This window comes from Pseudomonas putida (assembly GCF_026625125.1).
Classification (GTDB): Bacteria; Pseudomonadota; Gammaproteobacteria; order Pseudomonadales; family Pseudomonadaceae; genus Aquipseudomonas; species Aquipseudomonas putida_X.
In genome coordinates this window covers 859,565-882,487 of sequence record NZ_CP113097.1, presented here as the reverse complement: position 1 = coordinate 882,487, position 22,923 = coordinate 859,565, and the positions used below count along the sequence as shown (strand labels likewise).

At 60.4% G+C, this 22,923-nt stretch carries 11 protein-coding genes, 2 tRNA genes and 3 rRNA genes; 1 reads left to right on the top strand and 15 read right to left on the bottom strand.

The features are described from left to right. Positions 1-2: 2 nt before the first annotated feature. Entirely contained in the window at positions 3-1,529 is a 1,527-nt protein-coding gene (locus tag OSW16_RS04010; protein WP_267820913.1) for a CoA-acylating methylmalonate-semialdehyde dehydrogenase, read from the bottom strand. Between the two features lie 132 nt (positions 1,530-1,661). Between OSW16_RS04010 and OSW16_RS04005 the strand changes: the two genes are divergently transcribed. Beyond that, complete coding sequence (locus OSW16_RS04005; protein WP_267820911.1) at positions 1,662-2,612, top strand: LysR family transcriptional regulator; 951 nt, start codon at positions 1,662-1,664, stop codon at positions 2,610-2,612. Positions 2,613-2,777: 165 nt separating this feature from the next. Here the strand turns inward: OSW16_RS04005 and OSW16_RS04000 are convergent, their stop codons facing one another. From OSW16_RS04000 to pssA, 14 genes are all read right to left on the bottom strand, one after another. Beyond that, positions 2,778-3,269, bottom strand: a complete 492-nt coding sequence (locus OSW16_RS04000; protein WP_267820909.1) for an OmpA family protein — start codon at positions 3,267-3,269, stop codon at positions 2,778-2,780. Positions 3,270-3,272: 3 nt separating this feature from the next. After that, positions 3,273-4,544, bottom strand: a complete 1,272-nt coding sequence (locus OSW16_RS03995; protein ID WP_267820907.1) for a diguanylate cyclase domain-containing protein — start codon at positions 4,542-4,544, stop codon at positions 3,273-3,275. Next, a complete protein-coding gene (locus OSW16_RS03990; protein WP_267820904.1) occupies positions 4,541-5,107 on the bottom strand; it encodes a YfiR family protein in 567 nt (188 codons plus the stop codon). Before OSW16_RS03990 ends, OSW16_RS03995 begins: the two co-directional genes overlap by 4 nt. A gap of 107 nt (positions 5,108-5,214) precedes the next feature. Beyond that, positions 5,215-7,290 carry an exodeoxyribonuclease V subunit alpha gene (gene recD, locus OSW16_RS03985; RefSeq protein ID WP_241806517.1) on the bottom strand — a complete coding sequence of 692 codons (2,076 nt, stop codon included), beginning with the start codon at positions 7,288-7,290 and terminating at the stop codon, positions 5,215-5,217. Next, positions 7,287-10,958, bottom strand: coding sequence for an exodeoxyribonuclease V subunit beta (recB, locus tag OSW16_RS03980; RefSeq protein ID WP_267820901.1), 3,672 nt, complete (start codon positions 10,956-10,958; stop codon positions 7,287-7,289). Before recB ends, recD begins: the two co-directional genes overlap by 4 nt. After that, positions 10,955-14,431, bottom strand: coding sequence for an exodeoxyribonuclease V subunit gamma (gene recC, locus OSW16_RS03975; protein ID WP_267820899.1), 3,477 nt, complete (start codon positions 14,429-14,431; stop codon positions 10,955-10,957). Before recC ends, recB begins: the two co-directional genes overlap by 4 nt. 131 nt (positions 14,432-14,562) lie before the next feature. Beyond that, positions 14,563-14,678: ribosomal RNA gene (rrf, locus tag OSW16_RS03970) — 5S ribosomal RNA — on the bottom strand. Between the two features lie 134 nt (positions 14,679-14,812). Further along, a 23S ribosomal RNA gene (locus OSW16_RS03965) occupies positions 14,813-17,704 on the bottom strand. Between the two features lie 242 nt (positions 17,705-17,946). Beyond that, positions 17,947-18,022, bottom strand: a tRNA-Ala gene (locus OSW16_RS03960). A 26-nt stretch (positions 18,023-18,048) separates the two neighbouring features. Continuing rightward, positions 18,049-18,125: transfer RNA gene (locus tag OSW16_RS03955), tRNA-Ile, on the bottom strand. A gap of 86 nt (positions 18,126-18,211) precedes the next feature. Further along, positions 18,212-19,748, bottom strand: a 16S ribosomal RNA gene (locus OSW16_RS03950). The 16S, 23S and 5S rRNA genes sit together here with 2 tRNA genes alongside, the layout of an rRNA operon. Before the next feature lie 560 nt (positions 19,749-20,308). Continuing rightward, positions 20,309-20,923: a protein-methionine-sulfoxide reductase heme-binding subunit MsrQ gene (gene msrQ, locus OSW16_RS03945; protein ID WP_267820897.1), complete on the bottom strand. Its 615-nt coding sequence runs from the start codon at positions 20,921-20,923 to the stop codon at positions 20,309-20,311. Further along, positions 20,923-21,936, bottom strand: a complete 1,014-nt coding sequence (msrP, locus tag OSW16_RS03940) for a protein-methionine-sulfoxide reductase catalytic subunit MsrP (protein WP_267820895.1) — start codon at positions 21,934-21,936, stop codon at positions 20,923-20,925. The genes msrQ and msrP overlap by 1 nt, the downstream gene beginning before the upstream one ends. Positions 21,937-22,012: 76 nt before the next feature. Further along, positions 22,013-22,864 carry a CDP-diacylglycerol--serine O-phosphatidyltransferase gene (gene pssA / locus OSW16_RS03935; protein ID WP_012312687.1) on the bottom strand — a complete coding sequence of 284 codons (852 nt, stop codon included), beginning with the start codon at positions 22,862-22,864 and terminating at the stop codon, positions 22,013-22,015. Between the last annotated feature and the right edge of the window lie 59 nt (positions 22,865-22,923).

Sequence of the window (22,923 nt, the reverse complement as noted above, 5' to 3'; positions counted from 1 at the left end):
CCTTAGCGCAGGCTGATGGTGGTGTTCACACCGTCATTGACGCTGTCGTCATCGAACCAGCGGGCGGTGACGGTCTTGGTCTGCGTGTAGAACTGCACCACCTGCTTGCCGTACGGGCCGAGGTCACCGAGCTTGGAGCCACGCGACCCGGTGAAGCTGAAGAACGGCACGGGTACCGGGATCGGGATATTGATACCGACCTGGCCGATATCGATTTCGCTCTGGAACTTGCGCGCCGCCGCGCCGCTCTGGGTGAACAGGCCTGTGCCGTTGCCGAACGGGTTGGCGTTGACCAGCGCGATGGCTTCGTCGAGGGTGTCGACTGCCAGGGTCACCAGAACCGGGCCGAAGATTTCCTGGGTGTAGACCTGCATATCGGTTGTCACACCGGAGAACAGGGTCGGGCCGACGAAATTGCCTTGCTCGTAACCCGGGACCGTCACGTCGCGGCCATCGAGTTCCAGCTTGGCGCCTTCCTTGATACCGCTTTCTATCAGGCCCAGCACACGCTCCTTGGCACGCTTGGAAACCACCGGGCCGACATCGGTGCCCGGCTCGCTGCCGGCGTTGACCTTGAGCTTGCTGGCCGCCTCCTTGATATCCGGCAGCCATTCACGTGCCTTGCCCACAAGCACCGCCACCGAGGTGGCCATGCAGCGCTGGCCAGCGGCGCCGAAGGCGGCACCGACCAAGGCGTTGATGGTCTGGGTACGGTTGGCATCGGGCAGGACCACGGCGTGGTTCTTGGCCCCCATCATCGACTGCACGCGCTTGCCGTGCTGGCTGCCCAGGTTGTACACATGGGTGCCGACTTCGGTGGACCCGACGAAGGAGATCGCCTTGATATCCTTGTGCGTGCAGATCGCATCCACTACCTGCTTGCCGCCGTGGACCACGTTCAGCACACCGGCCGGCACCCCGGCTTCCAGCGCCAGCTCGACCAGCATCATGGTCGACAGCGGGTCCTGCTCGGACGGTTTGAGCACGAAGGTGTTACCGCAGACGATGGCCATGGGGAACATCCACAGGGGGATCATCGCCGGGAAGTTGAACGGGGTGATGCCGGCGCACACGCCGATGGGTTGGCGCAGCGTGTAGGTGTCGACGCCGCCGGCGACGTTTTCGGCGAACTCGCCCATCTGCAAGGTGCCGATGGAGGCGGCGTGCTCGACCACTTCCAGGCCTCGGAAAATATCACCTTCGGCATCGGCAATGGTTTTGCCCTGCTCGGCGCTCAGGGTCAGGGCAATGCGCTTGCTGTGTTCGCGGATCAACGCCTGCAGCTTGAGCATGATGCGCATGCGTGCGCCGATCGGGGTGTCGCGCCAGGTCTTGAAGGCACGCTCGGCAGCCGCCACGGCGGCATCCACTTCTTCGACGGTGGCGAACGGCACCCGCGCCAGCACCTGCTGGGTGGCCGGGTTGACGATGTCGCGCCATTCGGTGGTCTTGGACTCGACCCACTGGCCGTCGATCAGCAGCTTGACCTGCTCGACCTTGGTTTGGTCGGGGGATTGGGGTGCGTTCATCTGCGTTCTCCTTGGAATTATTGTCAGGACGAGATCGCCAGCGCCGTGCAAACGCGAGGTGGCGTCATGGGGCTTTTTTCGAGTATAGATGTGCAAACATCCAACAAGAACGTACAAAAAAACCGGATCAACATGCAAAAAGACCTGACCTCCCTCAGTTCGCTGAACTGGGACGATTTGAAGTTCTTCCTCGAAGTGGCACGCACCCGCAAGGCCAGCAGCGCGGCCAAACGCCTGAGCGTCGACTACACCACGGTGTCGCGGCGCATCACTTCGCTGGAAGGTGCGTTGGGTACACTTCTTTTCGAGAAATCCCGGACCAATGGCTTTGTCCTGACTGCCGAGGGGCAGCGCTTGCTCGGTTATGCGGAGTCGATCGAAAGCACGCTGCACATGGCCTGCGAACAGGTGTCCGGTTCAGGCGTGGCGTTGTCGGGCCATGTGCGCATGGGGTGTACGGAAGGCTTCGGCAGCTTTTTCGTCACCCCGCAGTTGAGCCATTTCGTCGATGCCTACCCGGCGATATCGGTGGATATCCTGCCGCTGCCGCATTTCATCAGCCTGTCCAAGCGCGAGGCGGACATCGTCATCGCCTTGGAGCGGCCGGAGCATGGGCCGTATGTGTGCTGCAAGCTGTGCGACTACCGGCTGCGGCTGTATGCGACCCAGGATTATCTGGACAACCATGCGCCGATCGACCAGGTCAGCGACCTGGTTGGCCATCCGTTCATCAGCTATGTGGATGACCTGGCGTTCAGCTCCGAGCTGCTGTACCTGGCCAATCTGATTCCCAACGCCAGCGCGCACCTGCGCAGTACCAGTGTGATCGCACAGTACACGGCGGCGTTGCAGGGGCGAGGGTTGGCGATCTTGCCGTGTTTTCTGGCGGCGCAGGATGCGCGCCTGGTCACGGTATTACCTGAGCAGATCGAGGTGACGCGGCAGTTCTGGATGTATTGCCGGGAGGATTTGCGCAAGCTCAAGCGCATTACCCTGTTGTGGGATTACATTCGTGGGGTGACCGAGGCGAATGCACCATTGTTGATGGGGCAAACGCGTGAGATGCGTTTCGCTCAGCAGTAAAGGGGCTGCTCTGCAGCCCATCGCCGGCAAGCCGGCTCCCACCACGACCGCGCAGTTCTTCAGGCCTGCGCTTTACCTGTGGAGGCAACTGTCTTGCCCAATTGCTCAAAGCCGGCGCAAATCCATGTGGGAGCCGGCTTGCCGGCGATGAATGCAACGCGGATCTCAGTAAGACGCCACCACAATCGATACCCGCCGGTTCTCGGTACGCCCAAGGCTGGTGCGGTTATCCGCTACCGGCTGAGTGCTGCCCAGGCCTCGGGTCTGAATGTTCTGGTTCGGCATGCCGATGCCGATCAACACCTTGGCCACACTCTGCGCCCGCCGCTCTGACAGCTGCTGGTTGTACGCCGCCTTGCCTGACGCATCGGCATGGCCGTCGACCCGCACGCCCTGAATGCCAACACCCAGCAACGCCTTGCCGATACGTTCGACAATCGCCTGGCTCTGGCCATTGAGGCTGTCCACGTCACTGCCGAACAGCACCTTGCCCGACAGATCGAACGCCCAGCCCTCATCGGTGGGGGCAAACCCCTCGCGCTTGAGCACAGCGACCTGTTCGGCCGTCAGCCCTTTCCGGGGTGTGCTCTGGCAACCCGTGAGCGCCAGCAAAACCAGCAGCAAGGCGATGAAGGGAAAATGCAAACGCTGTATCACGGTTCAGCTCCTGTTCTTGATTTCAGCGGCGGACCGTTCCGTCTGCGCCGCGTGCCAGTGGCCACGGCGCATGCGCTTGGCCTGGTACATCGCCGCATCAGCGGCATCGAGGAGGCTGGCGGGGTCGTCGCCATCCTCCGGGTAATAGGCAATCCCGACGCTGAGCGAGGTGGTGATGCTGCCCCCGCTGTCGAGCTGAATCGGCAGCGCCATGCTGCTGATGATCTTGTCAGCGATACATTCAGCATCTGTGCGCGACCGCAGCGGTGTCAGCAGCACGGCGAATTCATCCCCGCCAAGGCGCGCCACCAGGTCATGCTCACGCAGTTGCGCCCGCACGCGGTCGGCGACGTTGATCAGCACCTGGTCCCCGACCGCGTGGCCGAGGTTGTCGTTGATCTGTTTGAAGTGGTCACTGTCGAGGAACAACAGCGCCATATGGTCTTGCTGCCGGGCGGCATTGCGCACGCTGCGGTTGAGCCGGCCCTCGAAGAACGCACGGTTGTGCAGGCCGGTGAGGCTGTCGTGGCTGGCCTGGTGGGCCAAGGTGGCGTTTTCGTTCTGCAGGTGGCCATGCCAGATTTCCAGTTCGTCCAGCAAGGCGTTGAAGTCATTGCCCAGTTCATTGAGTTCCGCGATCGGCGCTTGCGGCACACGGCGGTCGAAGCTGCGCTCGCGGCGGGCGGCGTGGGCGACGCTGGCCAGGCTACGCAGAGGGCGGACGATATCGCCGAGCATGCGCCGGGACAGGTACTGGGCGACAAAAGCGCTGAGGGCTGTGCAGAACAGGATGCCGCCCAAGCCGCTGAGCAGGAACAGCAGCAGGCTGCGGCCTTGGCCGACCAGCTCGATGTGCCCGACCTTCTGTTGCTGATGCATGATCGGCAGGTTGATGGGCTCACTCAGCAAGGCCTTTGCCACTTGCGCTTCCAAGGGCGCGAGCATGCCGTTGTCGTTGCGCTGCCAATGCGCCAACTGCTTACCGTCATTGTTGAACACCTTGGCATCGGCCACTTCTTCGGTTCTGGCAATCAGCTCCAAGGCCTCGTTGGCCGCGCCACTGTCGTCGAACACCACGGCGGCTTCGACGGTGTAGTTGATCGAGCGGGCGATCAAGTGCAAGTTGTGGTTGGCGTACACACGCAAGGCAAGCACACCCAGCACTGTCAGCGAGATACCGGCAAGGCCGACAGCCAACACCGCGACGCTGAGATGACCCCGGCTCAGTACCGAGCGCAGGGTCGGGCGGACGCCACTTTTTCTGCTCGCCCTCATGGTTGCACCGCCCGGCGCCGCGACAACTGCAGCACGCTGGGGTGAATGCGCACGCCCGAGCGTGCCACAGAGTCGAGGTTGACCTCGAATGCAACCTGCTGGTCGCTGACCCGCAGGCAGAACAGGGTACCGACCGTGCACGGGTCGTCGGCTTCACTGATGCTCAACACAGGGTGGTTACTGACGGCCTGGAACAACCGATCGCGCTGGCCTTGGTCGAGCTTGCCGATGTATACGGCGTCACACGCTTGGGCGATCTCCCGGTCATCAGCAAGCAGACGGCGCACTTGCAGCGGTTGGCCGGAGTTCTGCAGGTTGCCTTTGATCAGGTCGTCGGTGTACTCGGTAGGGCCGACGAGGCACAACCGCAGCGGCACCGGTTCGACTGGCCAGCGTGCGTAACTCAAGATACCCAATACAACCTGAGTCACGGCCTCGGCACGTTGCTGGGCCTGCGCAGCAGTGGCCGAATCATCCGCATGAACAGGGCCGGCCAATAGCGCCAAGAGGGTCAGCAAGCGCGAAAGCGCACCGCCCGTCACACGTCTGCCAACCACTGTCATGTGGGAAATCTCTTAAGTCCCTTCAGATGTGGCGCAACGATAGCACAACGCCGTTATCGCTGGGGAAGCGCCCTATCACGGCGCACGGCAGCGTCCACAGCAATGCATCACACCTGCTCGAGCATCAAACCGGAGATACGCCGCACCCTGCGCGCCACCGCTTCTTCGAAGATGCCCTGCCGTGGCTCGACCAGGCTGAAGCAATGCTTGGCCCGGGTGATACCGGTGTATACCAGCTCTTTGGTGAGCACCGGGTTGAGCGCGTCGGGCAGTACCAACGCGGTGTGGCTGAATTCAGAGCCCTGAGACTTGTGGACGGTCATGGCGAACACCGTTTCCACCTCGTTGAGCCGGCTGGGCAGCACGAAGCGCACCCCGCCACTGCCGTCGTTGCGTGGGAAGGCCACACGCAGCAGCGGCTCGCCCTGCTCGTCCGGCAAGCGCAGGGCGATGCCGATGTCACCGTTCATCAGGCCCAGACCGTAGTCGTTACGCGTCACCAATACCGGGCGCCCTTCATACCAAGGCTGCTGGCTGTCGATCAGCCCGGCGCTGTGCAGCACTCGCGCCACCCGCTCATTGAGCCCTTCGACCCCCCAGGCGCCCCTGCGCACCGCGCACAGCAACTGGAAGTCCTCAAAGCTGCGCAGCACCTTGCCAGCCCACTGCTCCCAGAGCGGATCGTCGAACGCACTGCCAGGCGCCGGACGATGCCGGCCAATGGTGCGCAGGTAGCTGCGATAGCCTTGTGGCCCATCGGCGCCGCGGTTCAGCCCGTCGAGTATCAGCCGATCAAAGGCGCGGTCGTGCTCGCCGCGCAGGGCCAGGCCGAATACATCGGCCGGCGGCATCGTCAACAGATCGCGGGCCGCCTGGGCTTGCTGGCGGTTGACCAGGCGCGCCAGCTGGCCGATGCCGCTGCCTTCGCCAAAGCGCCTGGAAAAACGCAGCATCACGACTTGCTGGGCCAATGGGTTGCGTTGCGCGTCGCCGGCCTTCAGCCCGCTCTCGGCCAGCGACTGACCGCCAATCTGCTCCAGCCATGCTTGGGTCGCGGGTGAGTAGCAGCCCTCTTCGGCATCCCGGCACAGGTCGCCCAGCACCGCGCCCGCCTCGACCGAGGCCAGCTGGTCCTTGTCACCCAACAGGATCAACCGGGCTTTGGGGGGCAAGGCATCGAGCAGGTTGGCCATCATTTCGAGGTCGATCATCGAGGCTTCATCCACCACCAGCACATCCAGCGGCAGCGGGTTGCCTGCATGGTGACGGAAGTGGCGAGAGCCCGGGCGGCTGCCGAGCAGCCGGTGCACGGTACTGACATCGGTAGGAATCTGCCGGCGGACATCGGCACTGACCTGCAAACGCTCGACCTGCTGACCGATGGATTCGGTCAGGCGCGCTGCAGCCTTGCCGGTGGGCGCGGCAAGGCGGATGCGCAGTGGCCTGCCCTGTTCGACTGCAGGCGCCTGCAGCAAGGCCAGCAGGCGCACCACCGTGGTGGTCTTGCCGGTGCCCGGCCCACCGGTAATGATGCTGAAGCCGGCGCGGGTAGCCAGGGCACACGCCAGTTTCTGCCAATCCACCTGACCGGCCAGAGCACCTTCATCAAACAACTGCGCCAGGCGCGCAGGCAGGTCTGCGGGGGTGGCCTCGTCTTGGCCCAGGCGCTGGCGCAGGGTTTCGTCGATCTGCCGCTCGTAACTCCAGTAGCGGCGCAGGTAGAGACGTTCACCGCTGATCACCAATGGCCGGGCCTCATGGCCAGGGGTATCGCCAGCCGCCACCAGGGTGCTGGCGGCAATGCGCTTGCGCCAGGTGTGCAGGTCGAGGTTGGCGAGCAACTGCGACGGCAGCAGCAACGGCCCTGCCAGGGCATCGCCTTCCGGCGGCAGCGACAGGGCGAAATCCGGCTCGGCCAGGGTTTGCTGCAGGTCCAGGCAGACATGCCCGTGGCCCAGCTGATGGCTGGCCAAGGCAGCGGCCAGCAGCAACAGCGGATCGCTGCCGGGGGCGCGCTCTTCCAGAAAGGACACGAATGCACGGTCCAGGGCCCGCAACCAGCCGCGCTCAACCCAGCGGTCGAGCAGTTGCAGCAGGTCTGCGCTGTTGCGTTGTGGCGCCAGCGTCAGCAGGTGCTCGGCGTTCAGTGGCGTAGGCAAGAGGTCATCAAGGGTGCGACTCATGGCGCAGCTCCGGCGAACAGGTCGTGTTGTTGAGGCGCATGCACGCCACGGAACAGCGCATCGAGTGCTTCGATCAACTCACGTGGCGGCTTGGCGAAGTACACGCCGTGGCCGCTGCTGCTGGCGCCGCGCAAGAAGATGAACAGCGCACCGCCCACATGCTGGTCATAATCGTAATCGGGCAGCCGGGCACGCAACTGGCGATGCAGGGCCAGCAGATAAAGCACGTACTGCAAGTCGTAGCGGTGCTCCAGGATCGCCTTTTCCATGGCCGGCGTGTCATAGGCCTGGGTATCCGGGCCAAGCCAGTTGGACTTGTAGTCGGCCACGTAATAGCGGCCATCGAGCTCGAACGCCAGGTCGATGAAGCCTTTGAACATGCCGTTGAGCAGCGTCGGCTGAGCTGCGGGGCGCGCTGCACCTGGATGGGTGTGGCGGGCGACCAACTGGTCAAGCTGCTGGGCATCGACCTGATGGCTGGCGAACCAGAACTCCATTTCTATCTGATAGTGCTGCAACTGCGCCAACCTCAGGCTCATGTCACGGGCAGGCAGTGGCTCGTTCAGCAGTTGCTGCAACCAGTGGCTCAGTGCCGGGATCCAGCCAGTCCAATCGCGCCGGTTGCAGCGCTGGCCGACGGTGCGCTCGACCAGTTTGGGGTTGGCGGCGACCTCGGCGAAGCCTTCGCGCCCGGCCCACTCGAGCAAACCATGGAGGAAGGTGCCGGGGTTCGGCCCGCGTGGGAAGCGGTGGATGTCGCCGCCGTCGGCGGGCACCTCGCGGGGCAGCTGAATAGCACCCGCCTCATCGTCGAGCAACTGCTGGGCCAGGGAGCTGTCGGCACCCAGTGTCTGTTCACCCACCCGCAAGGCGCTGTAGGACGCGATCCACCAATGCTCCGCTGCTGCACGACGAGGCTTGCGTGCAGGCTGCAGCTCGCGTTCGGCATGGGGCGTCCGGTAGCGCTGTTCGTCTGCCTCTGGCAGGCCGGGGCAGGCAATGTGCGGGCAGCCGGCCAGCAAGCTCTGCAGCCAGTCCGCCAGTTGCGCCGAGCCCTGCAGCGGTTCACCGCCGCCAAGCAGATAGCCGAGAGCGGAGCGGTGCAGCTGCGAACTTTTCTGGTTACCGCGCTTGAGGTCGGCAACGCCCAGCCAGCATGCATGCTGGGCACGGGTGAGGGCCACGTAGAGCAGGCGCAGGTCTTCCGCGAGGCGCTCATCATCGGCCAAGGCAATCTGCGTCGGGTCGGGGGTCAGGGTCAGTTGCGCCTGCCCTTGGCTGTCGTGCCAGGCCAGCGGCAGGCGACTACCGTCGACCGGTTTGCTGGTGCAGATGAACGGCAGGTAGACCAAGGGGTATTCCAGGCCTTTGGATTTGTGGATGGTCACCACCTTGACCAGCTGTTCGTCGCTCTCCAGACGAAGGATCTGGTCTTCACTGGCCTGGCCGGCGTTGGCCAAGTGCTCGGCCAGGTGGCGGATCAGCGCTTGCTCGCCATCCAGTTCGCCCGCCGCTTGCTGCAGCAGCTCCGCCAGGTGCAGCAGGTTGGTCAACACCCGCTCGCCATCGCTGCGGGCAACGAGCGTATGCGGCAACTGAAAATCGTGCAGCAGGTGCCGCAACATCGGTAGTACGCCTTGGCGCTGCCAGGTGTCGCGGTAGCGGCGAAAACGCATGACCCAGTCCTCCCAGACCCGCTCGTCCTGGTTCAAGTGGTCCAGCTCGGCCAGCGACAGGTCCAGGGTCAGGCTGGCCAAGGCGGCCTTGAGCAGGCGCTCGGAGTCCGGCTCGGCGCAAGCCTTGAGCCAGGCCAGCAGGTCATGCGCTTCCTGGGCGGCGAAGACCGAGTCCTTGTCGGACAGGTACACGCTGCGAACGTCACGGGCGGCAAGTTCGGCTCGCACCAACTGCGCCTCATGGCCGTCACGTACGAGAATGGCGATGTCAGAGGGCAGGCACGGGCGCAGTTCGCCGTCAGCCTTGCTGAAACCGCTCTGGCCGCGCTGGGCACTGTTGAGCAGGGCGACGATGTGGCTGGCGCAGCTGGCCGCCAGTTGCTGCCGGTACAGTGTGCTGGAGACGGGGTCTTCGCTCTCCAATTGCCAGCACTGCAGGGCCGGGATTGCCTGGCCGTCGATCAACAGGCGTTCGCTGCGCCCCTTGGCGCGTACCTCGATGAACGGCAACGGGTTGTCATGGCCTTCGCGGAACAGGAAGGCGCCCCGCCCTTGCTCACGGGCTTCGGCCTGCAGGAACACCTGATTGACAGCGGCCACCATTGCTTCACTGGAGCGGTAATTGGTGTCCAGGCTGTGCAGCCGTCCGGCGGTGGCGCGCCGCGCGGACAGGTAGGTGTAAATGTCGGCGCCACGGAAGGCATAGATGGCCTGTTTGGGGTCGCCGATCATGAACAGACCGGTTTCCTCACGATTTTCGCTGATGCGGTAGATGCGCTCGAAGATGCCGTACTGAACAGGGTCGGTATCCTGGAATTCGTCGATCAGGGCTACCGGGAACTGTTCGCGAATCAGGCCTGCCAACCTCTCGCCGGCTTCACTGGCCAACGCATGTTGCAGGCGCAGCAGCATATCGTCGAAGCCCATCTCGGCGCGGCGGCGCTTTTCCACCTCGAAGCGCGCCGAAACCCAGGCGGCGGCGTGCTCGAGCAGGCGGGCATCGGGACTGGCCAAGGCCTGTAGCTGTTGTGGCAGATCGTGCATGGCGTGCAAGGCCGGGTGATCTGGAGGCTCACCGATTTTCCAGGCTTCGGCCATGCCTGCCGGGGTCAGGCGCGTAAAGCCAGTCCCTAGGTCAAGCTCCACTATCTGATCATCAGCAGCCCAGGCGCGTAACTTGTCGAACCAGGGTTCGAAGAAGCGCGCCTGCAGTTTGCGCCCGTCGACCTGCTTGGCGGCGACGGCGTCCCGGCAGATCTGTTGCAACTGCTCGGCCCACTGCGCCCATGGGGCTTTGAGTTGGTACAACTGATCGGCGCGCTCCAGCAGCGCTGCATCGATCAGCGCTTGCGGTTCTTGCTCATCCTGCTGGGCACGCACGCGACCAAACAATGGGCGGATCCGGGGCAACAGTGCATCGGGGCTGCCCCAATGGCTGCGCACCCAGCCCAGCGCCGCGCCGTGCATGCCGTAGCAGAAACGCCGCCAGTAGTCGCGCATGACCTGGCCAAGCAGGTCGCTGTGGTCGGTTTCCAGGCTCTGGGTGAACAGGCTGCCGCTGTCGAAGGCATGTTCGCGAAGCATGCGCTGGCACCAGCCATGAATGGTCGAGACTGCCGCTTCGTCCATCCACTGTACGGCGATCTCCAGGCGGTTGGCGCAGCGAGGCCAGTGCTCCTGTGGATAATCGTCACGTAGCTGGTGCAACAGCGGGTCGGCTTCTGGCAGCTCGCCGCGAAAGAAGCGTGCAGCCTCGGCCAGGCGCGCGCGAATACGCTCGCGCAGTTCCTTGGTGGCTGCATCGGTGAAGGTCACCACGAGGATCTGCGGTGGCAGCAGTTCGCGGGCAAAAGCGTGCTCGCCGCCATGGCCAAGTATCAGCCGCAGGTAAAGGGCTGAAATCGTGAACGTCTTGCCGGTACCGGCACTGGCTTCGATCAGTTGGCTGCCGTGCAGGGGGAAACTCAGTGCCAGGGGACGGACCTGGGTCATGCGCCACTCTCCGGGTTGCCCAGCGTCTGCCAGGCTGCGCTGTATAACGGGCGGTACAGGGTTTCGCACCAGCCTTCAAAGGTTTCGTCGGCACTGAGTGCGGCGAAGTCACGGAATTGTCGGGCCAGGGCCAGGCTTTCGCTGCGCTCACCGAAACTGGTGCGGCCATCACCTTCGTAAGCACGGGCGGCTGCGGCGAGGGCTTTGTCAGGATCGTCCTGGGCCAGCCAGGCGAACGCTGTCTTGGCGGCAACCGGCAGCGGCGCATTCATTGCGGCCTGGCGTGACACCAGCAAATGGCCGAGCTGCTCAGCAGCTTGGTGTTGTGACAGTGGCGCAAGCAGCAAGGTGATGTCGCTGGCCAACAGGGCGCTATACAGCGGATAGCCTTCGGCGCACGCCGCCAGGTGCATGACCCAACTGGCGATCAGCCGGTGCCACTTGAGACTGTTACGCCCGGCGCTGATGGTGTTGGGCACCGTGGTGATGCTCAACAGGCTTTGGTCGGCGGCCTGGTAGACCCGGCCAAGCCAGCCCTCCAGGCGATGACTGCCCTGCTCGAAATTGATCGGCAGCGCGCCCTCCACCACCTCGGGCCAGCGCTGCAACAACTGGCGATGGCGTTGCAGCAGATCGGGCAGCGGCTGAATCAGTTCGGCCTGTAAAAGCTCACCGAACCCGGCCAACGGCAGCATGCCGCATGCCTGCAGCCGGCGCGCCTGGGCTTGTAGCGCATGCTCGGCGTTTTCCGGGTCGGCCAGCGCCGCCCCGAGCAGGCTTTCGCTGGCGCTGTAGCGCTGCAGGGCGTCGAGGACGAACGGCTCCTCATCTGGCGTCGGCGCCTCCAGCGCCTCGAAAAACACTTTCAGCCGCTGGCTGAAGAAGTGCCGCACCGGATTACGCAGAAAATCCTGCAGTTGTGTGAGCGTCAGGGCTTCATCGCCCACGTAGGGTGGCAGGCCAATGTCTGCCTGTTCGCCCTCATCGCTGACCTGGTGCAGCAGCTGCCATTCATGGGCGTAACTGAACAACGCGCTGCCTTTCTGGAAATAACGCGGGCTGAAGGGCTGCAGCGGGTGCTCTTGCGTCAACCCATGCAACAACTGCTCGCCCGCGTGCTGGCTGTCCCTGCCACCGGCCAGCCGCCAAGCTGCAGCCAGGTGATCGCGCAGTTGGCCTATGAGCACGGATGCCGGACGCTCGCTGTTGTCGCGGATGCTCCGGCCGACCCAGCTGATATATAGCTGATCGCGCGCGGACAACAACGCCTCGAGCAGCAGGTAACGGTCATCCTCCCGGCGCGAGCGGTCGCCGGGGCGGTAATCACTGGCCATCAGGTCGAAGTCCAGCGGCTGCTGGGCGCGCGGGTAATCGCCATCATTCATGCCCAGCAGGCAGACCACCCGGAACGGGATGGCACGCATTGGCATGAGGGTGCAAAAGTTTACCGAACCGGCAAGAAAGCGCTGGGACAGCTTGCCCTGATCCAGGCCCGACAACCACGCCTCGCGTATGACGGTGAGAGGTAGCACGTCTTGCAAGCCGACAGTCTCGCACACCTCCAGCCAGCTATCGCGCAGCTCCTGCAGTTGCATGAGCAGGAACTCGTCATGTTCCCCTTCTGCCAGGAAGAACACTTGCAACAACGCGTTCAGCCGCTCGCCCCATTGGGCAGCAGTGGCTGGCTGCGAGAGGGCATGGTTGGCCACATCCAGGGCGTCGAGCAACGCCACCAACGGGCCGATCAGCGCAGCATCCAGCCCGCCGATTTCGTCGTAGGGTTCGATACCGTCGCAGCCTTCCCCCATACCGACGGCATAACCCAACAACATACGCCGCAGGCCGAACCGCCAGCTGTTCTGCTCAAGGCCTTCGGGCAGGCCCAAGGCCGCTCGCTGCTCGGCATTGAGCCCCCAGCGGATACCGGCACCTTCGATCCAGCGGTGCAGCGTGGGCAGGTCGCTTTCGCGGATCCCGAAACGGGCTCGCACAGCCGGTACGTCCAGCAGATCGAGCACCTCGCTGACGGCGAAACGGCTGTCTGGCAGCTTGAGCAGATGCTCCAGGGCAATCAGCAAGGGATCCCGCCCGCGCTGGCCCTGATCGGTCAGGGTAAAGGGGATGTAACGCGGGTCGTTACGCTGGAGCTGGCCGAACACGGAGCGGATATGCGGTGCATAGGTGTCGATCGCCGGGAGCATGACAATGACGTCACGCGGGCGCAGGGTGGGGTCGGCACTGAAGCGGGCCAACAACTGGTCGTGCAGGATCTCGACTTCGCGCTGTGGGCTGTGGGCGATGTGGAAGCGGATGGAGCGGTCTTTTGTCAGAACCACCTCAGGCCACAGCTCACGGGTTTCGGTAAGCGGGCGCAGTTCGAGGATATCGTCCTGCAGCTGCTTGAGCAGTGTCGTCGGCTCGCTTTCGCTGAACAAGTCGATGCGCCCGTCGCTGAATGCGCCCTGGTAGCTGCCTGGGTCGTCATAACTGTCGAGCAGGTTGATGTAGTCCCGCCCCTGTTTGCCCCAGGCGGCCAGCAAGGGGTGGGCGTGCTGGTGCAAGGACTCGTCATCCAGTTGCACGGGCATGCCCTGTTTGCGTTGCTGGCGCTTGTACTGGTGGCGCAGCAGATCCTTGTCCGCGACGATGTCCGCCCAGTGGTGGCGACAAGGATTGTGCACACACAGCAATACCTGGCTGAAGCGTGCGAGGCCTGCCAGCGCTTCCAAGGCTTGGGCAGGCAGGGATGAGATACCGAATACGATTACCCGTGAAGGCAGGCCCGCAGGGGGCTGCTCAAGGCTGTTGATACGTTCGATGAACCGCTGGTGCACCCCTGCCCGGCTCTGGGCCATGCCTTGTTCACCCACATCCTCGAGCAGGGCCCGCCACAGCTCTGCCTGCCAGCGGTTGCCAGGCGCCAGAGGCTTGCGTTCGCCACGGGCCGTATTGAGGACGTGCTGCCCGGCAGCCCAGTCCTTCAGCCAGTCGGCACGATAGACCTGGTATTGGTCGAACAGGTCAGCCAGGCGCTCTGCAAGCTGATAGCGTTTGCGCAGATCGCCGTCGTCAGTGAGGAAGCGTCGCAACGGCTCGAAATGCGGGCGCTCGATCAACGCGGGTAGCAAACGCATGAGTCGCCAGGTCAGCGGGGCCTTGTCGAGCAGGGAGACTTCCGGGATTTCGTCACGCCCGAGGACTTTTCTGTACAACTGCCACATGAAGCTGCCTGGCAACTGCACTTCGATGGCAGCAGCGATCCCACAGCCGCCTTGGTCATCTTCGAGCGGGTCCTCGGCCAAGGCCAGCTTGAGCCACTGGGCGATACCATTGCTCTGCACCAGAGCAATTTCGTTTTCCAGGGGGGCCAGCGGATAGCGCCGCATCCAGCTCACCACCAGGCTGCGCAAGTCGTCCAGGCGGTTGCCGTGCACGATCATGAAGCCGGGGTGGAGTGAAGTCGGGTTGGCCATTGATGGTTCTCTGAAGGCAGTTCGGGCTGATGGGAACGATATCACGGCTAACCGCCGAGTCCGGGATCTGTAAAAGCCAGAAAAGACAAAACCCCTACCTGCTCGCGCAGATAGGGGTTTTGCGAAATGAATCTTGACGATGACCTACTCTCACATGGGGAAACCCCACACTACCATCGGCGATGCATCGTTTCACTGCTGAGTTCGGGATGGGATCAGGTGGTTCCAATGCTCTATGGTCGTCAAGAAATTCTGTAGCCAGAATGTCCAGATGGACAGCCCAGCGAATCCGGATATGCGATATTTGTGGTTCGTTGCGAACTTTCGGTTCGTATCATCTTCACCACCGCAATCTGCAGAAGCAAATTGCTTGGGTGTTATATGGTCAAGCCTCACGGGCAATTAGTATTGGTTAGCTCAACGCCTCACAGCGCTTACACACCCAACCTATCAACGTCGTAGTCTTCGACGGCCCTTTAGGGGATTCAAGATCCCAGTGAGATCTCATCTTGAGGCAAGTTTCCCGCTTAGATGCTTTCAGCGGTTATCTCTTCCGAACATAGCTACCCGGCAATGCCACTGGCGTGACAACCGGAACACCAGAGGTTCGTCCACTCCGGTCCTCTCGTACTAGGAGCAGCCCCTCTCAAATCTCAAACGTCCACGGCAGATAGGGACCGAACTGTCTCACGACGTTCTAAACCCAGCTCGCGTACCACTTTAAATGGCGAACAGCCATACCCTTGGGACCGGCTTCAGCCCCAGGATGTGATGAGCCGACATCGAGGTGCCAAACACCGCCGTCGATATGAACTCTTGGGCGGTATCAGCCTGTTATCCCCGGAGTACCTTTTATCCGTTGAGCGATGGCCCTTCCATACAGAACCACCGGATCACTAAGACCTACTTTCGTACCTGCTCGACGTGTTTGTCTCGCAGTCAAGCGCGCTTTTGCCTTTATACTCTACGACCGATTTCCGACCGGTCTGAGCGCACCTTCGTACTCCTCCGTTACTCTTTGGGAGGAGACCGCCCCAGTCAAACTACCCACCATACACTGTCCTCGATCCGGATAACGGACCTGAGTTAGAACCTCAAAGTTGCCAGGGTGGTATTTCAAGGATGGCTCCATGAGAACTGGCGTCCCCACTTCAAAGCCTCCCACCTATCCTACACAAGCAAATTCAAAGTCCAGTGCAAAGCTATAGTAAAGGTTCACGGGGTCTTTCCGTCTAGCCGCGGATACACTGCATCTTCACAGCGATTTCAATTTCACTGAGTCTCGGGTGGAGACAGCGCCGCCATCGTTACGCCATTCGTGCAGGTCGGAACTTACCCGACAAGGAATTTCGCTACCTTAGGACCGTTATAGTTACGGCCGCCGTTTACCGGGGCTTCGATCAAGAGCTTCGCTTGCGCTAACCCCATCAATTAACCTTCCGGCACCGGGCAGGCGTCACACCCTATACGTCCACTTTCGTGTTTGCAGAGTGCTGTGTTTTTAATAAACAGTCGCAGCGGCCTGGTATCTTCGACCGGCATGAGCTTACGGAGCAAGTCCTTCACCCTCACCGGCGCACCTTCTCCCGAAGTTACGGTGCCATTTTGCCTAGTTCCTTCACCCGAGTTCTCTCAAGCGCCTTGGTATTCTCTACCTAACCACCTGTGTCGGTTTGGGGTACGGTTCCCAGTTATCTGAAGCTTAGGAGCTTTTCTTGGAAGCATGGCATCAACCACTTCGTCGCCTAAAGGCAACTCGTCATCAGCTCTCGGCCTTGAGATCCCGGATTTGCCTAAGATCTCGGCCTACCACCTTAAACTTGGACAACCAACGCCAAGCTGGCCTAGCCTTCTCCGTCCCTCCATCGCAATAACTGGAAGTACAGGAATATTAACCTGTTTTCCATCGACTACGCTTTTCAGCCTCGCCTTAGGGACCGACTAACCCTGCGTCGATTAACGTTGCGCAGGAAACCTTGGTCTTTCGGCGTGCGAGTTTTTCACTCGCATTGTCGTTACTCATGTCAGCATTCGCACTTCTGATACCTCCAGCAAGCTTCTCAACTCACCTTCACAGGCTTACAGAACGCTCCTCTACCGCATCACCAGAGGTGATACCCGTAGCTTCGGTGCATGGTTTGAGCCCCGTTACATCTTCCGCGCAGGCCGACTCGACTAGTGAGCTATTACGCTTTCTTTAAAGGGTGGCTGCTTCTAAGCCAACCTCCTAGCTGTCTAAGCCTTCCCACATCGTTTCCCACTTAACCATGACTTTGGGACCTTAGCTGACGGTCTGGGTTGTTTCCCTTTTCACGACGGACGTTAGCACCCGCCGTGTGTCTCCCATGCTCGGCACTTGTAGGTATTCGGAGTTTGCATCGGTTTGGTAAGTCGGGATGACCCCCTAGCCGAAACAGTGCTCTACCCCCTACAGTGATACATGAGGCGCTACCTAAATAGCTTTCGAGGAGAACCAGCTATCTCCGAGCTTGATTAGCCTTTCACTCCGATCCACAGGTCATCCGCTAACTTTTCAACGGTAGTCGGTTCGGTCCTCCAGTCAGTGTTACCTAACCTTCAACCTGCCCATGGATAGATCGCCCGGTTTCGGGTCTATACCCAGCGACTAAACGCCCTATTAAGACTCGCTTTCGCTACGCCTCCCCTATTCGGTTAAGCTCGCCACTGAATATAAGTCGCTGACCCATTATACAAAAGGTACGCAGTCACCTAACAAAGTAGGCTCCCACTGCTTGTACGCATACGGTTTCAGGTTCTATTTCACTCCCCTCTCCGGGGTTCTTTTCGCCTTTCCCTCACGGTACTGGTTCACTATCGGTCAGTCAGTAGTATTTAGCCTTGGAGGATGGTCCCCCCATGTTCAGACAAAGTTTCTCGTGCTCCGTCCTACTCGATTTCATTGATAAGAGATTTTCGTGTACGGGGCTATCACCCACTATGGCCGCACTTTCCAGAGCGTTCCACTAATCTCAAATCAACTTAAGGGCTGGTCCCCGTTCGCTCGCCACTACTAAGGGAATCTCGGTTGATTTCTTTTCCTCAGGGTACTTAGATGTTTCAGTTCCCCTGGTTCGCCTCTTGCACCTATGTATTCAGTACAAGATACTCAGCTTGTGCTGAGTGGGTTCCCCCATTCAGAGATCTCTGGATCACAGTCTGTTTGCCGACTCCCCAAAGCTTATCGCAGGCTACCACGTCTTTCATCGCCTCTGACTGCCAAGGCATCCACCGTATGCGCTTCTTCACTTGACCATATAACCCCAAGCAATCTGGTTATACTGTGAAGACGACATTCGCCGAAAATTCGCATGTTGCTCTTTCGAGCAGAACTCACAAATTTTACCTTAGCCTGATCCACCAGCAGTGAAACTGGTGTTCAGTCTATTTCTATCACATATCCGAATTTTTAAAGAACGATCTGACAAAAGTCAGAAATCAACATTCATCACCGAATGTTCATTTCTAAGTTCTGAAAGCTGTACAACCTGAAAGAGTGGTGGAGCCAAGCGGGATCGAACCGCTGACCTCCTGCGTGCAAGGCAGGCGCTCTCCCAGCTGAGCTATGGCCCCGTATTTTCTAGGCCGCACCAAGTAATTGGTAGGTCTGGGCAGATTTGAACTGCCGACCTCACCCTTATCAGGGGTGCGCTCTAACCAACTGAGCTACAGACCTATAACAGGGTCGCGTTACAGCATCGTCTTTATACAAAGAATCAAGCAATTCGTGTGGGAGCTCATCAGCAGGCTGATGTCGTCGATTAAGGAGGTGATCCAGCCGCAGGTTCCCCTACGGCTACCTTGTTACGACTTCACCCCAGTCATGAATCACACCGTGGTAACCGTCCTCCCGAAGGTTAGACTAGCTACTTCTGGTGCAACCCACTCCCATGGTGTGACGGGCGGTGTGTACAAGGCCCGGGAACGTATTCACCGCGACATTCTGATTCGCGATTACTAGCGATTCCGACTTCACGCAGTCGAGTTGCAGACTGCGATCCGGACTACGATCGGTTTTGTGAGATTAGCTCCACCTCGCGGCTTGGCAACCCTCTGTACCGACCATTGTAGCACGTGTGTAGCCCAGGCCGTAAGGGCCATGATGACTTGACGTCATCCCCACCTTCCTCCGGTTTGTCACCGGCAGTCTCCTTAGAGTGCCCACCATAACGTGCTGGTAACTAAGGACAAGGGTTGCGCTCGTTACGGGACTTAACCCAACATCTCACGACACGAGCTGACGACAGCCATGCAGCACCTGTGTCAGAGTTCCCGAAGGCACCAATCCATCTCTGGAAAGTTCTCTGCATGTCAAGGCCTGGTAAGGTTCTTCGCGTTGCTTCGAATTAAACCACATGCTCCACCGCTTGTGCGGGCCCCCGTCAATTCATTTGAGTTTTAACCTTGCGGCCGTACTCCCCAGGCGGTCAACTTAATGCGTTAGCTGCGCCACTAAAATCTCAAGGATTCCAACGGCTAGTTGACATCGTTTACGGCGTGGACTACCAGGGTATCTAATCCTGTTTGCTCCCCACGCTTTCGCACCTCAGTGTCAGTATCAGTCCAGGTGGTCGCCTTCGCCACTGGTGTTCCTTCCTATATCTACGCATTTCACCGCTACACAGGAAATTCCACCACCCTCTACCGTACTCTAGCTTGCCAGTTTTGGATGCAGTTCCCAGGTTGAGCCCGGGGCTTTCACATCCAACTTAACAAACCACCTACGCGCGCTTTACGCCCAGTAATTCCGATTAACGCTTGCACCCTCTGTATTACCGCGGCTGCTGGCACAGAGTTAGCCGGTGCTTATTCTGTCGGTAACGTCAAAACACTAACGTATTAGGTTAATGCCCTTCCTCCCAACTTAAAGTGCTTTACAATCCGAAGACCTTCTTCACACACGCGGCATGGCTGGATCAGGCTTTCGCCCATTGTCCAATATTCCCCACTGCTGCCTCCCGTAGGAGTCTGGACCGTGTCTCAGTTCCAGTGTGACTGATCATCCTCTCAGACCAGTTACGGATCGTCGCCTTGGTGAGCCATTACCCCACCAACTAGCTAATCCGACCTAGGCTCATCTGATAGCGCAAGGCCCGAAGGTCCCCTGCTTTCTCCCGTAGGACGTATGCGGTATTAGCGTTCCTTTCGAAACGTTGTCCCCCACTACCAGGCAGATTCCTAGGCATTACTCACCCGTCCGCCGCTGAATCAAGGAGCAAGCTCCCGTCATCCGCTCGACTTGCATGTGTTAGGCCTGCCGCCAGCGTTCAATCTGAGCCATGATCAAACTCTTCAGTTCAATACTGCTTGGGTTTTTAAGAAACCCTAAACTTGGCTCAGCAATCTCAAATGACTATGTGATTTCTCGCATGGTCACTTGTGATGCTGATAATCTTTTTGACTATCAGTCCGTACTCACAAGCACCCACACGAATTGCTTGATTCGATTTGTTAAAGAGCGTTTGGTTAAGATCGTTTCGTCTCAACCGAGGCGCGCATTCTACGCTTTCCTCAGAGCCTGTCAAGCGTTTATTTTGAAGTTTTTTGCGAGAAACTCGTTTAGCTTCAAACACTTGGCTCGCTTCGATCTCTCGTAGCGGGAGGCGAATAATACAGCGTTTAGAAGCGCTGTCAACCACCATTTCAACCGCTATCGATCAGATGACCGAAACACCTCCAGCACTACCTGGATTAAGTAACCCATTGAATTTCAAGGAGTTTCTCGTTCCGACTACGCTGGAAGTGGGGCGCATTATAAGGGGAATCGAGAGGGCGTCAACCTTTAATTTCAAGAAAATGACACATAGACGGAAGTGGCTCAATAAAGCGCAACGATGGTTTGACGTCATCTTGTAGCACCTACGAAGCCACCCTTCCCCGCCGCCCCATGATTCGAGGCACGCGCCGCGCCACCGCTGGCACCCGCAGCACCATCAACAAGACCCCGATGGCTGCATAGATCGCCCACTCACGGAGATCGGAGCGCACGATCCACAGGAAATGCAGCAGGCCCAACCCGAGAATCACATAAACCAGCTTGTGCAGTTTCTTCCAGCGTGCGCCCAAGCGCCGCTGGCTGTAGCGATTGGAAGTCACCGCCAGCGCCAGCAAACCCAGGAAGCCGAGCGCCCCCACAATAATGTACGGCCGCTTGCGCAGCTCGACGGCAAACTGCCCCCAATCCAGCCCCAGGATAAAGAACAGGTAGCAAAGGAGGTGCAACACGATATAGGCAAAACACCACAACCCCAGCTGCCGACGCACAACGATCCAACCCGACCACCCCGTCAGCTTCTGCAGCGGCGTCATGCTCAGCGTGATCAAAAGGAAGATCAACGCCCCCAGCCCAAGCCGATCCATAAGGATCTTCCCCGGGTCCGGTCCAAGCAGGTTCATGGCCGCCTCATACAACCACCACAGCGGAAACGCACAACCGACGATAAAGATCGCCAGGCGCAGCCAGGGATAACGCATCAATAGTTCTTCCGCAGGTCGAGGCCAGCGTACAGCGACGCCACTTCATCGGCGTAGCCATTGAACATCTGTGTCTGTCGCACATTGGGGCTGAACAGGCCACTGGGCAGGCGCCGCTCGCGCGCCTGGCTCCAACGCGGGTGATCGACCTCAGGGTTCACGTTGGCATAGAAACCATATTCATCAGGCGCAAGGCTCTCCCAGGTGGTGCGCGGCCGTTCGGCCACCAAGCTGATTCGCACGATCGACTTGATGCTCTTGAACCCATACTTCCACGGCACCACCAGCCGCAGGGGCGCACCGTTCTGGTTGGGCAGCTCCCGCCCATACATGCCGACCGCCAGGATCGCCAGGGGATTCATCGCCTCGTCCAGGCGCAAGCCCTCCTCATAAGGCCAATCGATCAAGGCGAAGCCCGAACGCTGCCCCGGCATGTTTTGCGGATCCTGCAGGGTCTCGAACCGCACATAGCGCGCCTTCGAAGTCGGCTCAACCTGCTTGAGCACCTGGGCCAGGGGAAAGCCCAGCCAGGGGATGACCATTGACCAGGCCTCCACGCAGCGCAACCGATAGATACGCTCTTCAAGCGCGTAGGGTTTGACAAAATCTTCCAGCGCATAGCGCCCGGGCTTGCCAACCTCGCCATCGACCACCACCGACCAGGGCTCGGTCTTCAGGCTCCCGGCATTGGCGGCTGGGTCGCCTTTATCAGGCCCGAACTCATAGAAGTTGTTGTAATGCGTGGCATCCTTGAAGGGCGTTATCGCCTCGTCTTTTACCGTCACGGCTTGCCAACGCGTTTCAGCCAGCTTGCTGGTGAACCAGGCCGGCGCGTTGCCTGCCTCGACATCTGCGTAACGCGACGCTTGGGCCGCGCGCGCGGCAAAGGGCATCGCCCCCAGCGCAACGGCGGCCATGGAGCCACCCAGCAGGGTACGACGGGAAAGGTAGATGCTTTCGGGCGTGATCTCCGATGCCTTGCAATCGGAAGACCTGGGAAGCTTTATAAGCATGACGGCTCCACAGCACTGGTTAGCGGATGTACCAGTAAGACTATGGAGCCGCAGGGTTATTCCATCATTAAATCATTCAAGATTTACGATGGCGGCCTTTGAGCAGGAACTGGATCGGGCCGGAAGCGGCGTAGGCGAGGAAGATCAGCAGCAGGATGCGCGGCGGATCGCTGAATACCACGGCAAACACCAGCACCACCGCCAGGATCGCCACGAACGGCACGCGCCCCTTGAGGTCGAGCTCCTTGAAGCTGTTGTACTTGATGTTGCTGACCATCAGCATACCGGCAGCGGCAACCAGCAGTGCCACCAGGAACGACAACTTGGACCCCTGGATGCCATAGTCGCTGAAGGCCCACACGGTGCCGGCCACCACCCCAGCGGCAGCCGGGCTGGCCAGGCCGATGAAGTAGCGCTTGTCAGCAGTCCCGACCTGGGTATTGAAACGCGCCAGGCGCAGCGCGGCGCCAGCGACATAGATGAAGGCGACCATCCAGCCGACCTTGCCCATATCGCCCAGCGCCCAGCCGAAGGCCAGCAGGGCCGGGGCCACGCCGAAGGCGACCATGTCCGACAACGAATCGTACTCGGCCCCAAAGGCGCTCTGGGTGTTGGTCATGCGGGCGACGCGGCCATCGAGGCCGTCGAGCACCATGGCCACGAAGATGGCGATGGCGGCAAAGGCAAAGTACTTGCTCGCCTCGCGCGGGTCGCCAGCACTGAGGGCGCTCTGCGCGCTCATCGAGTTGATGATGGAGTAGAAACCGGCAAACAGGTTGGCGGTGGTGAACAGGTTGGGCAACAGATAGATACCGCGATGGCGCACCTTGCGCCCTTCGGCATCATGCCCTTCTTCAACGTGCTCATCGACAGGTAGCAGGCTTTCGGCGTCGGAGGGCTTGTTCGGCTCTTCGGGACGTTCGCTCATGGAGGGTACCTTGCAACAGGATGGAAAATGTTCGACACGGGCCCGCGAAACAGGTTCTG